This is a genomic window from Anaeromyxobacter dehalogenans 2CP-C (assembly GCF_000013385.1).
In the GTDB taxonomy this organism is placed as follows: domain Bacteria; phylum Myxococcota; class Myxococcia; order Myxococcales; family Anaeromyxobacteraceae; genus Anaeromyxobacter; species Anaeromyxobacter dehalogenans_B.
The window spans coordinates 2,321,114-2,335,724 of sequence record NC_007760.1; the positions used below are offsets into that span (position 1 = coordinate 2,321,114).

Consider the following 14,611-nt stretch of genomic DNA (forward strand, 5'->3'; position numbering starts at 1 on the left):
CCGCGCGCCAGCGCGCAGGTTGATCGGAGATGGTCCGATCCCTGCTCGCGCTCGCCCTGCTCGCCACCTCGCTGCCAGCCCGTGCGGGCGACGACGGCCGCCGCCCCGTGATGCCCAGGCTCGGGCTGGCCTCCTCCCGCAGCGCGCTGGTCGCGCAGGCGCCCGCCCCCGCCGCGTCGCGCCAGCCCTCCCTGGAGGAGCCGGAGGGCGAGCTGCGCCGCCAGGCGCCCGTCTGCCCGCCCGAGGTGTGCCAGCTCCAGGCCTCGTCGCTGCCGGAGCAGTCCGGTCCGCTGTACAGGGCCAGCCGCACCGACCTCGTGCTCGGCATCCTCTCCCGCGCGCCCATCCCCGCGATCTCCACCGTGGCCGGGTACATCGCCAACGCCAACCTGCGGGTGGACTTCCGCCCCGGCGAGCCCGGCGGCACGCCCGGGGCCCACGGGTGGGGCAAGGTGATGGTCACGCTGCGCTGGAAGCTCGACGCCGAGAACAAGCCGCACGACTAGGCCGCGCGCTGGACCGCCCCGCGGCGCTCACTCCCCGCGCATCGGGCAGCCGTGCTCGACCACCTCGACGGCCGCGCCCGGGTGGCGCTCCCGGAGCATCGCCGCGTACTCCTCGGCCCGCTGCCGGTTGCGCGCGCCGCACACGGGCGGCTCGAGCCGCTCCTCCTCCGCGATCACCGGCGAGGTGCAGGCCGGGACGCCGTTCACCTGGACGTGCCAGACGCTCATGGGGGCGCGGAGGATACCACCGCGCCGGCCTACGCCGGTCCGCCGCGGAACGACTCCAGCTCCTGCCAGCGCGCGTACAGCCGCTCCACGTCGGCCGCGAGCCGCTCCAGCTCCTCGCGCATCCCGGCCACCGCGCCGCCCTCCCGGCGGTACGTCTCGGGGTCGGCGAGCGTCGCCTCGAGCGCGGCCTTGCGCTCCTCGGCCGCCAGGATCGCCGCCTCCATCCCCTCCAGCTCGCGCTGCTCCTTGAACGAGAGCTTGCCGGGCTTGCGCGCCCTCGGCTCCGGCGCGGCGGCGCTCGCCCCGGAGGGCGCCTCGCGCGCGCGATCGCTCACCGGGGCCGGCGACGGCGCGTTCGCGGCCGCCGCCTGCTCCTTCAGCGTCCGGTACGTCTCGTAGTTCCCGGGGTACCGCACCGCGCGGCCGTCGCCCTCCAGCGCCAGGATCGAGGTCGCCACCTTGTCGAGGAAGTAGCGGTCGTGCGTGACGAGCAGCACCGTCCCGTCGAACCCGAGCAGCAGGCTCTCGAGCACGTTCAGCGTGACGAGGTCGAGGTCGTTGGTGGGCTCGTCGAGCACCAGCACGTTCGCGCCCTCGAGGAACAGCCGCGCCAGCAGGAGCCGGTTGCGCTCGCCGCCGGAGAGCGCCTTCACCTGCATGCGCTGCATGGTGGGCGGGAACAGCAGGTCGTCGAGGTAGTCGCGGAGCGCGACGCGCTTGCCGGAGAGCTCGACGAAGTCCTCGCCGGTGCGCCCCGGCGGCGAGCCCCCCGCGGCCTCGTACACGGTCTGCTCCGGGTCGAGCCGGGCGCGCTGCTGGTCGTAGTAGGCGACGCGGGTCCGCTTCCCCACCACCACCTCGCCGGCGTCGGGCGCGAGCTCGCCGAGGAGCACGCGCAGGAACGTGGTCTTGCCGGCGCCGTTCGGGCCGACGATGCCGAGCCGTTCGCCCCGCTGCAGCACCACCTCGACCTCGCGCAGGACGGTCCGCTCGCCGAAGCGCTTCTCCACCCCGTGCGCCTCCAGCACCACCTGCGACAGCCGCGGCGCCTCCGCCAGCCTCAGGTCGGCCGCGCGCGGCCGCTGGTACCCGCGCTCGGCCATCAGCCGCCGCGCGCGCTCGATGCGCGCCTTGCTCTTGGTGCGCCGCGCCTCCACGCCGCGGCGGAGCCAGGCCACCTCCTGCGCGATCCACCGCTCCTGCTTGTGCTGCGCGGTCGCGGCAAGGGCCTCCAGCTCCAGCTTCTGCTCGAGGTACGCCTCGTAGTTGCCGGGGAAGCTGGTGACGCCGGCGCCGGGGGTGATCTCGACGATCCGGTCCACCAGGTCGTCGAGGAAGTAGCGGTCGTGGGTGACGAGCAGGAGCGCGCCGTCGAGCCGGTCCAGCTCCTCCTCCAGCCAGTCCACCGTGTCCGCGTCGAGGTGGTTGGTGGGCTCGTCGAGGAGCAGCAGGTCCGGCCGCGTGAGCAGCGCCCGGGCGATGGCCACGCGCTTGCGGGCGCCGCCGGACAGCTCCGCCACCGGGCGATCCCAGTCCGGCACGCCGAGCCGGTCGAGCAGCCGGCGCGCCTCGTGCGCGGTGTCCCAGCCGCCCAGGTGCTCGATGCGATCCGACAGCGCCGCCATCTCGGCGAGGAGCCGCTCGTGCGCCGCCCCGTCGCGCTCCGTCTCCAGCCGCGCCGCGAGCGCGGCGTGCGCCTCCAGCGCGGCGCGGAGCGGGGCGCGCGCGACCTCGAGCTCGGACGCGACGGTGGCGCCCTCCGGGAACGAAGGCTCCTGCGGCAGGTACGTCACCAGCGCGCCGCGGCGGAGCTGCACCTCGCCGCGATCCGGCTCGGCGGCGCGCGCCAGGATGCGCATGAGCGACGACTTGCCCGCGCCGTTCACGCCCACCAGGCCGACCCGCTCGCCCTCCTCGATGGTGAAGGTGAGGCCGTCGAACAGGGTGCGGCTGCCGAAGGAGAGGCCGAGGCCGGCCGCGTGGAGGAGCGTCACGGCGCCTTCATAGCACCGGCGCGGCCCCGGCGGGCCGGGGTCGAGGTCACAAGGCGGCCGGCGCCCCCTCCCATCCCGAGCGGCCCCCGCCGCCCGAGATCGCCCGATGTTCCCGCCCGCACCCGCCCTCGCCCTCGCCCTCCTGCACCTCGCCGCCGCCACCCCGCTGCCCGGGAAGGTCGGGCCGGATCCCCAGCTCTCCGCGCGCGTCGAGCAGGACCTGCTCGAGGGGCGCTGGGACGCGGCGCGCGCCGCGGTGGAGCGCGAGCTCGCCTGCGGCGAGGCCCCGGCGGCGGTGCGCGCGGAGCTGGCGGTGCTGCTGGCGCGCATCGCGGTGGACCGGAGCCAGTTCCACCGCCACGCGCCGCGGGAGGCCGCCGCGGCCGCCGACCGGGCGCTCGCCGCCGCGCGGGAGGCCGGCGACCCGCGCGTGCTCGCCACCGCCCTGCTCGTCCAGGCGCGCCGCGTCTTCTTCGAGGCGCTCGACGACCCCTCGCGGATGCGCGCGGCCGCCGCCGCGGTCCGCGAGGCCCGCGCCGCCGCGGGGCGCGCCGGCGACGCGCGCCTCGAGGCCGAGGCGATCTTCCACCAGGCCCTCACCGAGGATCGGCAGGGGCGGCCGGAGGCGGCCCGCGCGCTCCTCGAGGACGGCGCCGCCCGCGCCCGGCGGCTCGGCGACGACTTCATGCTGTCCAACATGGAGCGCCACCTGGCCGGGCTGGACCAGGACCGCGGGGACCTCGCGCGCGCCGAGCTCGGGTTCCGCCAGTCGCTCGCGCTGCGCGAGCAGGCCGGCGCGGCCGCGTACGTGCCCTGGGCCCAGATCGCGCTCGCCGACGTGCTCGCGGAGCGCGGCACCGCCGAGGAGGAGCAGCGCGTGCTGCTCCGGAAGGCGGCGCAGCTCGGCGAGCGGAGCGGCAGCCTGCGCGCGGCGAGCGCGGCCTCGGCGACGCTGGCGCGGCGGCTGCTCGCGGCCGGGCACCGCGGCGCCGCCCGCACCGCGGCCCAGCGCGCCGTGGCGCTGGCGCGGCGGTTCGGCGCGCCGGAGGACGTCCGCGCCGCCGAGGAGGTCGCCTCCCGCGCCTCGACCCCGGGCCAGCCGTGAGGCGATCCCCGGCGCAGGCCCGGGTGGTTCCTCACGAACTCCGCGCCCCACCGGACGGGCTGGAAACGCTGCGCCTCAGCGTGTAACGTCTGGGCTTCGAAGGGGGCGGCATGCGGGCAGCGGAGGGAATGGAGCCGGTGCGCACCTCCGCCCGCGGCGAGGTGGAGTTCCCCCGCCTCGTGTTCCTGGTCAACCCCGAGGCGCAGGACGGCCACGCCGCCGCGCGCCTGCGCGGGCTCCTCTCGCGCGCGCCCGCCTGGACCCGCCGCTCGCGCCTGTCGGTCGTGACCACGCTGTCCGGCGCCGAGCGCGCCATGCGCGGCCTCGCGCCCGACGAGATCCCGGTGGCGGCCGGCGGCGACGCGACGGTGAACTTCGTGGCGCGCGCGGTGCGGGCCGCGGGGCGCGCCGACCGGCCCATGGCCATCCTCCCGCTCGGCGTCGGCAACGCCATCGCCCACGCGCTCGGGGTGGCGGACCTGCGCCGCGCGCTCGCCGCCATCGCCGACGGCCGCTCGGTCCTGATCGACGCGCTCGTGACCACGCACCCCGAGGCCCCGCTGGCGCTCGCCTCGGTGAGCTGCGGGTTCGAGGGGCAGATCATCTCCGGCGCGTCGCGCGGGCGCGGCCTGGCGCGCGTGGGCGGCTTGCTCGCGGCGCTCCCGGGGGCGCTCCGCAAGCACACCGGGGTCCGCCTGGAGGCGGACGGCGTGGTGCTCGCCGATCCCTCCGAGCCGGTGTTCAACGTGGGCGTGTACAACCTCCCCTGCGTCGCCTGGGGCACCGTGGTCCACCCGGACGCCGACCCCGCCGACGGCCTCGCCGACGCGGTGGTGCACCGGCGCCGCCGCACCTTCACCTCCGCGCTCCGGCACGGCGTCGCGACGGCCGCCCCGCCCAGCGGCAGCGTGCGCACCGCGCGCGCGGCGCGGATCCGCCTCGACTCGCGCTGGCCCATCCAGATCGACCTGGAGGGCTCGGTCTCCCCGGGCGAGCTCGAGATCCGGGTCGAGCCGGCCGCGCTCCGCATCATCGCCGGGCGCCGCAAGCGCGCCGCCGCGAACGGCGACTGAGCCGCTGCCGCGCCGCCCGCGCCTTCCCCCGCAAGCGTCACGCTCCGCGCGCGCCGCCGCGCACGCACGGATGGGCTCTTGCGCCGGTGCCCCGCGAGGGGGGATACGCGAGGACGACGGCACTCGACCGCGCGAGAGGGGGCTCGCCATGGCTCGACCGCTCCGTTCCGCTGCAGCGTTCCTCGTGGCCGCGCTGCCCGCGCTGGGCTGGGCGCAGGCGCCGGCGCCGCCCGGGAGGACCGACGGCCCGGAGGGCTCCGAGGTGGGCCAGGGCGGCTACCGCCGCGCGCCCGGCCCGGGCGCCTTCCAGCTCAGCTTCGACGCGGGCGGCGCCATCACCAGCGAGGGCCCGGGCTACCCGCTCCACGACCGGCCCTACTTCCTCGGCGCCGACCTCGCCTGGTCGCCCGACGACTGGCTGCTGCTCGAGCTGACCGGCGCGTACGACTTCGACCTCGAGCGGACGCTGGTGCTGGTGGGGCCGCGCCTGCGCACCCCGGCGTCGCCGTTCTCGCTGAGCGCCGGGGTGAAGGGCGGCGTGATGCACTGGAACGGCCGGAGCCGCTTCGGCCTGAGCCCGCAGGTCGGCGCCGAGCTGGAGGCGAGCGACCGCTTCGTGCTCGGCCTCCACTACGCGCTCGACGTCCCGGTGGAGCAGGACACCACCGTCACCCACCGCATCTTCCTCGGCCTCGGCGTGCGCCTGTAGCGCCGCCAGGAGGGACGCCATGCCCCGCATGCTCCCGCTGATCGCCGCCGCCGCGCTCGCCGCCGCCTGCGGCCCGCGGGCCTTCACCCGCGGCGCGTACCAGGATCCGAACACCATCGAGCTGCTGTCCGACCAGTTCAACGAGAACGACCTGCAGCTCATCGCGAAGAAGATGACCGGCTCGCTGCTCGGCGCGCCCGCGGTGCAGGCCCTGCCGGGCCGGCCGGTGCTGGTGGTGGGCCGCGTCCGGAACAAGACCTCCGAGCACATCGACACCGAGTCGCTCGCCGACAAGGTCCGCGTCGAGCTGCAGCGGTCCGGCCGCTTCGCGTTCGCCGACGCGGCGGCGCGCGAGCAGATCGCCGCGGAGTACGACTACCAGCAGTCCGGCATGGTCGCGAAGGACACCGCCAAGGGCCCCGGCGCCCAGGTCGGCGCCGACTACGTCCTCACCGGGCAGATCGCGTCGATCGTGCAGGAGGTCGGCGCGGACAAGGTCGTCTACTACAAGATGACCATGCAGCTCACCGACCTCCGGACCGGGCTCATCACCTGGACCGACGAGAAGGAGCTGCGGAAGAAGTTCCGCAAGCAGTCGGTGGGCTGGTAGGAGGCCGCCGTGCGCCGCGCCCGCGCGGCCGCGATCGCGCTCGGGGCCGTGCTCGGCTCCGGCTGCGCCGGGGACTACGTCTCGCGCACGCGCGCGATGCGCGAGGCGTACCAGGCCGGCGACCACGAGCGCGCCGCGGCGCTCGCCGGGGAGGAGGTCCGCCGCGGGCCCGAGCGCGACCGCCTGCTCGCGCTGCTCGATCAGGGGATGATCCTGCACGCGGGGCGGCGCTGGGAGGAGAGCCTCCCGGTGCTCGCCCGCGCCGAGCGGCTCGCCGCCTCGCTGGAGGCGATCTCCGTGAGCGAGGAGGGGCGCGCGCTGCTCGAGAACGAGCAGGCCCGCGCCTACCGCGGCGAGGACTTCGAGAAGCTGATGATCAACGTCGTCCAGGCGCTCAACTACGCCGCCCTCGGCGAGGACGAGGACGCGCTGGTGGAGGTGCGCCGGGTGGACGAGCGGCTCCGCAAGATGGTGCAGGAGGAGAAGAAGCCCTACCAGCAGCTCGCCGTGGCGCGCTACCTGGGCGGCGTGCTGTGGGAGGACTCGGGCAACCCCGACTCGGCGTACATCGACTACGCCGACGCCCTGCGCCTCGCGCCGGAGCTCGGCCCGCTCGCCGAGCCCGCGCTGCGGCTGGCGCGCGCCACCGGCCGCGCCGACGAGGCCGACGCGCTCGCCGCGGCGCGCCCCGCCCTCGGCGCGGATCCGCTCGGCGCCGAGGAGGGCCAGGTCGTGCTCGTGCTCGAGGCCGGCCTCTCCCCGGAGAAGCGCTCCAGCCGGCAGGGCGCCGGGCCGGAGCTCCTGGTGGTCCCGGTGTACGTGACGCGCCCGTGGGTGCGAGACGCCGCCACCCTGGAGGCCGGCGCCCGCCGCGCCGACGCGGTCACCGTCACGTCCATCGAGGAGGTGGCGCAGGTGCACCTGTCGGAGCGCATCGGCCGCATCGCCGCCAAGGCGGTGGCGAGCACGGTGCTGAAGGGGGGCGTCGCCGCGGCGGTCGGCGAGGCCACCGACAGCGAGGTGCTCGGCTGGCTCACGTTCCTCGCCCTGACCTCGACCAGCGAGGCCGACCGGCGGAGCTGGCTGTCGCTGCCGGCCGAGCTGCAGGTGGCCCGCCTGCGCCTTCCGGCGGGCACGCACGAGGTGGAGATCCGCAGCGGGGGCAAGGTGCTCCGCCGGACCGTGGCGGTCCGGCCCGGCCGCGTGACCCTGCTGGTGGAGCGGCGGTACTGAGCGCACGCGCTCCGGGCGCACGCGAGGCCGCCCCCTCCCCTGCGTCACGTCGCCCGGGCTCCCACCCGGACCCTCCGCGCCGGCGCCGTTTCGCCGCAGGATCCGGCCAGGAGCCAACGATGACCCGCGAGCCGATGAGCCGGGTGGACGCCGCCTGGCTGCACATGGACCGACCCGAGAACACCGCCGACATCGTCGCGCTGCTGCGCCTCGACGGCCCCCTCTCCCAGGCGCGGCTCCGCGCCCTGCTGCAGGACCGCCTCGTGACGCACGAGCGGTTCCGCGCGCGCGTGGTGGACACCGGCGCGCTGGGGCAGCCGGTGTGGGAGCGCGACCCGCACTTCTCGCTCGCGCGCCACCTGAGCGCGCGGACGCTGCGCGGCGACGGGCGCGAGGCGCTCGAGGAGGTGGTGTCCGAGGCCGCCACCCGGCCGCTCGCGCCGGGCCGGCCGCCCTGGCGCGCCTGCCTGATCGAGGGCGGCGAGGAGAGCGCGGTGCTGGTGAAGCTCCACCACTGCATGGCGGACGGGTTCGCGCTCCTCACCGTGCTGCTCGGCCTCTCCGACGAGCGCGCCGGGCGCGGCGCGCCGCCCGAGGCCACCCCGCCGCCGACCGCCGCCGCGGCGCTCGACCCGCTCCGGCGCGGCGCCCGGGCGCTGCTCGGGGACCCGCTGGCCGCGGTCGGCTCGCTCTGGAGGATGGCGACGCTGCCCGAGGCGCGCGGCCGGCTCGCCCCGCCGGCGCTCACCGGCCTGCGCCGGACGTCCTGGTCCCGCCCCTGGCCGCTCGCCGCCCTGCGCGACGCCGCCCACGCCGGCGGCGCCACCGTCAACGACGCCCTGCTCGCGGCGCTCTCCGGCGCGCTCTCCCGCGTGCTCCGCGACCCGGCCGCGCCCGGCGCGCCCGGGCCGCTGCCGGACGACGTCCGCGCGCTCGTGCCGGTGAACCTGCGCGCCGGGCCGCCGGCGGCCGGCGCGCCGCTCGGCAACCAGTTCGGGCTGGTGTTCCTCGATCTGCCCATCGAGCCGCTCGCGCTCGACGAGCGCCTCGAGCTGCTGCGTGGCCGCACCGCCGCGGTGAAGCGCAGCCCGGACGCGTGGGTGGCGCTCGGGATCCTCGGCGCGCTCGGCCTCGCCCCGGCCGCGCTGGAGCGGCTCGGCACCGCCTTCTTCTCGCGCAAGGCGTCGATGGTGGTGACGAACGTCCCCGGGCCCGCGCGGCGGCTTCACCTCGGCGGCCGGCGGGTGGACGAGCTGCTGTTCTGGGTCCCGCACCCCGCCGCGCTGGGCCTGGGCGTGAGCCTGCTCAGCTACGCCGGCCAGGTGACGGTGGGCGTGCGGGCCGACACGGCGTTCCCGCTGGAGCCGCGGGCGCTCGCGCAGGCCATCGACGAGGAGCTGGCGTCGCTCGCCCCGCGGCCGGCGCGGGCCGGGCGCGACCGGGCCGCCGCCGCGGCCCCGGAACACGCCGGCCGGCAGGCGGCCTTCGCGGGCGCGCCTGCCGGCCGGAGGGTGCGGGTGATCGAGGCGAGGCCGGCTACATCCCCAGCTTCTTGAAGAAGTCGTTCCCCTTGTCGTCCACCAGGATGAACGCGGGGAAGTCCTCGACCTCGATCCTCCAGACGGCCTCCATGCCGAGCTCGGCGAAGTCGATGCACTCCACCTTCTTGATGTTCTCCTCGGCCAGCACCGCGGCGGGACCGCCGATCGAGCCCAGGTAGAAGCCGCCGTGCTTCTTGCACGCGTCGGTCACCTGCTGGCTGCGGTTGCCCTTCGCGATCATCACCATCGACGCGCCGTGCGACTGCAGCAGGTCCACGTACGAGTCCATGCGGCCGGCGGTGGTCGGGCCGAACGAGCCGGACGGCTTGCCCGGCGGCGTCTTGGCGGGGCCGGCGTAGTACACCGGGTGGTTCTTCAGGTACTCGGGCACGCCCTTGCCCTGGTCGATCAGCTCCTTGAACTTGGCGTGCGCGATGTCGCGGGCCACCACCAGCGTGCCGGTGAGGAGCAGCGGGGTCGAGACCGGGTACTTCGTCAGCTCGGCCAGGATCTCCTTCATCGGCTTGTTGAGGTCCACCTTCACGCCGTGCTCGTGCTTGCCCTTCTTCAGCTCGAGCGGGATGAGGCGGGCGGGGGCGTGGTCGAGCTCCTCGATCCAGAGCCCTTCCTTGTTGATCTTGGCCTTCACGTTGCGGTCGGCCGAGCAGGACACCGCCATGCCCACCGGGCAGGACGCGCCGTGGCGCGGCAGCCGGACCACGCGGATGTCGTGCGCGAAGTACTTGCCGCCGAACTGCGCGCCGATGCCGAGCTTGTTGGCCGCCTCGAGCAGCCGCTGCTCCAGCTCCAGGTCGCGGAACGCCTGGCCGTGCGCGTTCCCCTCGGTGGGGAGCCCGTCGTAGTACTTGGTCGAGGCGAGCTTCACCGTCTTCAGGCAGGTCTCGGCGCTCGTGCCGCCCACCACCACCGCGATGTGGTACGGCGGGCAGGCGGCGGTGCCGAGGTACTTCATCTTGTCCACCAGGAACTTCTCCAGCTTCTCCGGCGTGAGGAGCGCCTTGGTCTCCTGGAACAGCATGGTCTTGTTGGCCGACCCGCCGCCCTTCGCGACGAACAGGAACTTGTACTCGGCGCCCTCGGTGGCGAGGACGTCGATCTGCGCCGGCAGGTTCGTGCCGGTGTTCACCTCGCGGTACATGTCGAGCGCGGAGGTCTGCGAGTAGCGGAGGTTCTCGCCGGTGTACGTGAGGTACACGCCCTCCGACAGGTACTGCTCGTCCTTCACGCCGGTCCAGACCTGCTGCCCCTTCTTCGCCACGATGGTGGCGGTGCCGGTGTCCTGGCAGATGGGCAGCTCGCCGCGGGCGGCGATCTCGGCGTTCTTGAGGAACGCGATCGCCACGCCCTTGTCGTTCTGCGAGGCCTCGGGGTCGGAGAGGATCTTCGCGACCTGCTCGTTGTGCTCGGGGCGGAGGAAGAACGACACCTCGCGCATCGCCTCGCGCGCGAGCCGGGTGAGCGCCGAGGGCTCGACCTTCAGGATCTCCTTGCCCTCGAACGTCCCGACCGACACGCCCTCCTTGGTGAGGAGCCGGTACTTGGTCGCGTCCTTCGAGACGGGGAACGGGTCCTGGTACTGGAACGCGGGAGTCGCCATGGGTGCCTCTCCTTCGCGGGCGAACGGGGTGGGAAGTCGAAACGCGGGCCGGTGCGCTCTCGGTGCCCGGGGCCCGCAGGAAAGCACAGGACGGCGGCCGGTGTCGATGCGCCGCTGAGCCCCGATCGCGCGCGGATTCTCGCCCGGACCGGTCCGCTTTCGCGCCCTGCGCGGGCGCGCCGGCGCGGCGCCTACGCCGCGGCGCGGCGCGGCGCGAGCCGGTCCTTGAGCGCGAGGAAGCGCTTCTCCACCAGGTGGAAGCTCCCCCAGGCGAGCAGCAGCGAGGCGGCCAGCGCGGCGGCCGCGTAGGCGGCGTAGCCGGTGCGGGAGGCGAGCAGCGCCGCGCCCCACGGCCGCGCCCGCAGCGCGCCGAGCGCGCCCACGTGCACGAGGTAGTGCACGACGTAGAGCCCGTAGCTGTACCGGCCGAGCGCCCGGAGCGGCCCGGCCGACAGCGCGCGGCGGAGCGGGTGATCGGCGCCCGCGGTCGCGACCGCGCCCGCCACCAGGCCGCCGAACGCGAGCGCCAGCCACAGGTGGCTCCAGATCTCGAGCGGCCGCGCGTGCATGTCGAACCCGTGCGGCAGCCCGAGCGCCGCGAACCCGGCCGCGCCGGCCGCCGCCGCGGGGAGCCACGCGCGCCGCAGCAGGCCGGCGCCGCCCGCGGCGCGCGCCAGCACCGCGACGAGCGCGCCCATGGCGAGCGCGTCCACCCGGCCCGGGGTGAGCCGGTAGGCGCTCCCCACCGGCAGCCCCGAGTCCACGATGAGCCACCGCAGCGCCGGCCCGGCGCAGACGAGCGCGGCCGACGCCGCCGCGAGCGCCCGCCCGCGCGCGAGCAGCACCACCAGCGGCCACGCCAGGTAGAACTGCTCCTCGACCGCGAGCGACCAGAAGTGCGAGAGCGCCGGGATGACCTGGCGCGCCGCGTAGGCCCAGTTGCCGAGGTAGCTCCAGTACCACCAGCCCCAGCGGCCGAACGTCCAGGGATCGACGAGGCCGAGCGCCGGCCCGGCCGCCGCGAACGCGGCCAGCGCGAGGTAGTAGAGCGGGAAGATGCGGAGCGCGCGCCGGACCAGGAAGCCGCGCCACCAGCCGCGCTGGCCGAGCGTGTCCACCAGGCCGCCGGTGATGAGGAAGCCGGAGAGGACGAAGAACAGGTCCACCCCGGTCCAGCCCAGGCCGAGCGCCGCCACCGCGCGCCGCTCCCAGGCGCCGTCGCCGGGCCAGGCGTTGAGCAGGTGGCAGGCGAGGACGCCGCCGATGGCCAGCCCGCGCAGCCCGTCGAGCGCGGGGAGCGGGCCGCGTGGGCCGGCGGGCATGGCGGCGTCCGGACGCGTGGTCAGGCGAGCCGCTTCAGGATCTCGTCGGCCATGGCGCGGGTGGAGAGCTTCCCGCCCAGGTCGGCGGTGCGGCAGCCGTCGGTGATGGTCTGGTCCACCGCGCGCTCGATGGCCGCCGCCTCCGGCTCGAGGCCGAGCGAGTGGCGGAGCAGCAGCGCGGCGGAGAGCACCGTGCCCACCGGGTTCGCGATGCCCTTGCCCGCGATGTCCGGGGCGGAGCCGTGGATGGGCTCGTAGAGGCCCGGGCCCTGCTCGCCGATGGAGGCGGACGGGAGCATGCCCATCGAGCCGGCCAGCACCGAGGCCTCGTCGGTGAGGATGTCGCCGAACATGTTCTCGGTGACGACCACGTCGAGGGTGGCCGGGCTGGTGACGAGCCGCATGGCGGCGGTGTCCACCAGCATGTGGTCGAGCGCGACGTCGGGGTTGGCCTGCCCGATGGCGGTCGCGAGCTCGCGCCAGAGCCGCGAGGACTCGAGCACGTTCGCCTTGTCCACGCTGGTGACCTTCTTCTTGCGCCCCTTGGCGATGCGGAACGCGAGCTCCACCACCCGGCGCACCTCGAAGTCCTGGTACTCGAGCGTGTCCACCGCGCGCGCGTGGCCGTCCTTCACGTCGCGCCCCTTGGGCTGGCCGAAGTAGAGGCCGCCCGTCAGCTCGCGGATCACCATGATGTCCACGCCGCGGAGCTTCTCCGGGCGGAGCGGCGACGAGTCGAGCAGGCTCGGGTGGACGCGCACCGGGCGCAGGTTCGCGAAGACGCCGAGGCCCTTGCGCAGGCCGAGCAGCCCCTGCTCCGGACGCACCTTGGCGCGCGGGTCGTCCCACTTCGGCCCGCCCACCGCGCCGAGCAGCACCGCGTCGGCCGCCTGGCAGTCGGCGAGCACCTCGGGGGTGAGCGCGGTCCCGTGCGCGTCGATGGAGCAGCCGCCCATCAGCCGCTCGGTGAACGAGAGCGCGTGCCCTCCCCGGCGCGCCACCGCCTCCAGCACCCGCACCGCCTCGGCCGTCACCTCCGGCCCGATCCCGTCGCCCGGCAGCACCACGATCTTCGCGTTCACGCTGCGTGTCTCCTTCGGTTCCTGCGTGTGAGGTTCAGGCGAGCGCGAGCCCGTACTCGACCGCGTCCACCAGCGCGATCCAGCTCGCCTCGATGATGTTCTGGCTCGCGCCCACCGTGCTCCAGCGGCGCGGCCCCTTCTGCATGTCGATGAGCACCCGCGTGATCGCCGCGGTGCCGTGCTGCCCGTCGAGGATGCGGACCTTGTAGTCCGAGAGGTGCAGCTCCTCGACCTGGGGGTAGTGCGCCACCAGCGCCTTCTGCAGCGCCGCGGTGAGCGCGTCCACCGGGCCGTTGCCCTCGGCGGCGGTGTGCAGCACCTCCTCGCCGACCCGCACCTTCACCATCGCCTCGGAGAAGATGCCGCGGCCGGTGCGGTGCTCCACGTTGACGAGGAAGTCCACCAGCTCGAACGGCGCGCGGTGGCCCGGCTGCTGGCGGCGCATCAGCATCGCCACCGACGCCTCGGCCGCCTCGAACGCGAAGCCCTTCGACTCGAGCGCCTTGATCTCGTTCAGCACCGCGCCGACGTCGGCGATCGAGTCCGGCGCGATGCCGTACTCCTCCGCCTTGGAGAGCAGGTTCCCGCGGCCGGACAGCTCGCTCACCACGACGCGCATGGCGTTGCCGACCTTCTCCGGGTCCACGTGCTGGTAGCTGGTCGCGCTCCGCCGCATGGCCGCGACGTGGATCCCGCCCTTGTGCGCGAACGCGGACCGGCCCACGTAGGCGAGGTGCTCGTCCGGCGCGAGGTTCGCGACCTCGGCCACGAAGTGCGAGACCTCGTACAGCTCGGAGAGCTTGCCGTCCGGCAGGCAGCGCGCGTCCGCCTTCAGCTCCAGCGCCGGGATGATCGAGCAGAGGTTCGCGTTGCCGCAGCGCTCGCCGTAGCCGTTGATCGTGCCCTGGACCTGCACCGCGCCGGCGTGCACCGCGGCGAGCGAGTTCGCCACCGCGCACTCGGAGTCGTTGTGGCAGTGGACGCCGAGCGGGTGGCCGAGCGCGGCCTTCACCTTCGCGACCGTCTCGCCGATCTGCCAGGGCAGCGAGCCGCCGTTGGTGTCGCAGAGCACCAGCGTCTCGGCCCCGCCGCGCACCGCCGCCCGGAGCGTCTCGAGCGCGTAGGCCGGATCCGCGCGCCAGCCGTCGAAGAAGTGCTCGGCGTCGTAGATCACCCGCCGCCCCTGGGCGCGCAGGTACGCCAGGCTCTTCTCGATGATGCGGAGGTTCTCGTCGAAGGTGGTGCGCAGCACCTCGGTGACGTGCAGCGTCCAGGTCTTGCCCACCACCGTGCAGGCGGGGGTGCCGGCGTCCAGGAGCGCGCGGATGTTCGCGTCGTCCTCGGGCCCGCCGCCCACGCGGCAGGTCGAGCCGAACGCGGCGATCCGGGCGTGCTTCCAGGGCAGGTCGCGGGCCCGCTCGAAGAACTCGGCGTCCTTGGGGTTCGACCCGGGCCACCCGCCCTCGATGAACGTCACCCCGAGCTCGTCGAGCCGGCGCGCGATCCGGAGCTTGTCCTCGCACGAGAGCGAGATGCCCTCGCGCTGGGTGCCGTCCCGCAGCGTGGTGTCGTAGATCTGGATCATCCGCG

General features: G+C 75.3%; 13 protein-coding genes. 7 read left to right on the plus strand and 6 right to left on the minus strand.

Going from position 1 to position 14,611, the window contains the following annotated elements; genetic code table 11:
* Positions 1-29 precede the first annotated feature (29 nt).
* Entirely contained in the window at positions 30-506 is a 477-nt protein-coding gene (locus tag ADEH_RS10690) for a hypothetical protein (protein WP_011421112.1), read from the plus strand.
* A 27-nt stretch (positions 507-533) separates the two neighbouring features.
* On the opposite strand, the gene ADEH_RS10695 is transcribed toward ADEH_RS10690, so the two are convergent.
* Entirely contained in the window at positions 534-734 is a 201-nt protein-coding gene (locus ADEH_RS10695) for a hypothetical protein (RefSeq protein WP_041453488.1), read from the minus strand.
* A gap of 29 nt (positions 735-763) precedes the next feature.
* Complete coding sequence (locus tag ADEH_RS10700) at positions 764-2,728, minus strand: ABC-F family ATP-binding cassette domain-containing protein (protein ID WP_011421113.1); 1,965 nt, start codon at positions 2,726-2,728, stop codon at positions 764-766.
* Positions 2,729-2,834: 106 nt separating this feature from the next.
* Between ADEH_RS10700 and ADEH_RS10705 the strand changes: the two genes are divergently transcribed.
* From ADEH_RS10705 to ADEH_RS10730, 6 genes are all read left to right on the plus strand, one after another.
* On the plus strand, positions 2,835-3,833 hold the full coding sequence (locus ADEH_RS10705; protein ID WP_011421114.1) for a hypothetical protein: 999 nt from the start codon (positions 2,835-2,837) through the stop codon (positions 3,831-3,833).
* Positions 3,834-3,961: 128 nt separating this feature from the next.
* Positions 3,962-4,906, plus strand: a complete 945-nt coding sequence (locus tag ADEH_RS10710) for a diacylglycerol/lipid kinase family protein (protein ID WP_232287492.1) — start codon at positions 3,962-3,964, stop codon at positions 4,904-4,906.
* Positions 4,907-5,054: 148 nt separating this feature from the next.
* Entirely contained in the window at positions 5,055-5,615 is a 561-nt protein-coding gene (locus tag ADEH_RS10715) for a hypothetical protein (RefSeq protein WP_011421116.1), read from the plus strand.
* Between the two features lie 19 nt (positions 5,616-5,634).
* Entirely contained in the window at positions 5,635-6,225 is a 591-nt protein-coding gene (gene lpoB, locus ADEH_RS10720) for a penicillin-binding protein activator LpoB (RefSeq protein WP_011421117.1), read from the plus strand.
* A 9-nt stretch (positions 6,226-6,234) separates the two neighbouring features.
* Complete coding sequence (locus ADEH_RS10725) at positions 6,235-7,458, plus strand: COG3014 family protein (protein WP_011421118.1); 1,224 nt, start codon at positions 6,235-6,237, stop codon at positions 7,456-7,458.
* 119 nt (positions 7,459-7,577) lie between these two features.
* Positions 7,578-9,014, plus strand: a complete 1,437-nt coding sequence (locus ADEH_RS10730) for a WS/DGAT domain-containing protein (protein ID WP_011421119.1) — start codon at positions 7,578-7,580, stop codon at positions 9,012-9,014.
* Here ADEH_RS10730 and ADEH_RS10735 read toward each other — a convergent pair.
* From ADEH_RS10735 to cimA, 4 genes are all read right to left on the minus strand, one after another.
* Positions 8,995-10,617 carry a fumarate hydratase gene (locus tag ADEH_RS10735; protein WP_011421120.1) on the minus strand — a complete coding sequence of 541 codons (1,623 nt, stop codon included), beginning with the start codon at positions 10,615-10,617 and terminating at the stop codon, positions 8,995-8,997. The genes ADEH_RS10730 and ADEH_RS10735 overlap by 20 nt on opposite strands.
* A 191-nt stretch (positions 10,618-10,808) precedes the next feature.
* The gene (locus ADEH_RS10740; RefSeq protein WP_011421121.1) at positions 10,809-11,939 is read right to left on the minus strand and encodes an acyltransferase family protein; all 1,131 of its coding nucleotides are present in this window, start codon (positions 11,937-11,939) and stop codon (positions 10,809-10,811) included.
* A gap of 20 nt (positions 11,940-11,959) precedes the next feature.
* Complete coding sequence (gene leuB / locus ADEH_RS10745; protein ID WP_011421122.1) at positions 11,960-13,021, minus strand: 3-isopropylmalate dehydrogenase; 1,062 nt, start codon at positions 13,019-13,021, stop codon at positions 11,960-11,962.
* A gap of 34 nt (positions 13,022-13,055) precedes the next feature.
* The gene (cimA, locus tag ADEH_RS10750; protein ID WP_011421123.1) at positions 13,056-14,606 is read right to left on the minus strand and encodes a citramalate synthase; all 1,551 of its coding nucleotides are present in this window, start codon (positions 14,604-14,606) and stop codon (positions 13,056-13,058) included.
* Between the last annotated feature and the right edge of the window lie 5 nt (positions 14,607-14,611).

Excerpts from the sequence above, each read along its gene's own strand:
- lpoB (WP_011421117.1), top strand. The coding sequence starts at position 5,635 with ATGCCCCGCATGCTCCCGCTGATCGCCGCCGCCGCGCTCGCCGCCGCC.
- ADEH_RS10695 (WP_041453488.1), bottom strand. The coding sequence starts at position 734 with ATGAGCGTCTGGCACGTCCAGGTGAACGGCGTCCCGGCCTGCACCTCG.
- ADEH_RS10705 (WP_011421114.1), top strand. The coding sequence starts at position 2,835 with ATGTTCCCGCCCGCACCCGCCCTCGCCCTCGCCCTCCTGCACCTCGCC.
- ADEH_RS10710 (WP_232287492.1), top strand. The coding sequence starts at position 3,962 with ATGGAGCCGGTGCGCACCTCCGCCCGCGGCGAGGTGGAGTTCCCCCGC.
- ADEH_RS10690 (WP_011421112.1), top strand. The coding sequence starts at position 30 with ATGGTCCGATCCCTGCTCGCGCTCGCCCTGCTCGCCACCTCGCTGCCA.
- cimA (WP_011421123.1), bottom strand. The coding sequence starts at position 14,606 with ATGATCCAGATCTACGACACCACGCTGCGGGACGGCACCCAGCGCGAG.
- ADEH_RS10735 (WP_011421120.1), bottom strand. The coding sequence starts at position 10,617 with ATGGCGACTCCCGCGTTCCAGTACCAGGACCCGTTCCCCGTCTCGAAG.
- ADEH_RS10730 (WP_011421119.1), top strand. The coding sequence starts at position 7,578 with ATGACCCGCGAGCCGATGAGCCGGGTGGACGCCGCCTGGCTGCACATG.
- ADEH_RS10740 (WP_011421121.1), bottom strand. The coding sequence starts at position 11,939 with ATGCCCGCCGGCCCACGCGGCCCGCTCCCCGCGCTCGACGGGCTGCGC.
- ADEH_RS10715 (WP_011421116.1), top strand. The coding sequence starts at position 5,055 with ATGGCTCGACCGCTCCGTTCCGCTGCAGCGTTCCTCGTGGCCGCGCTG.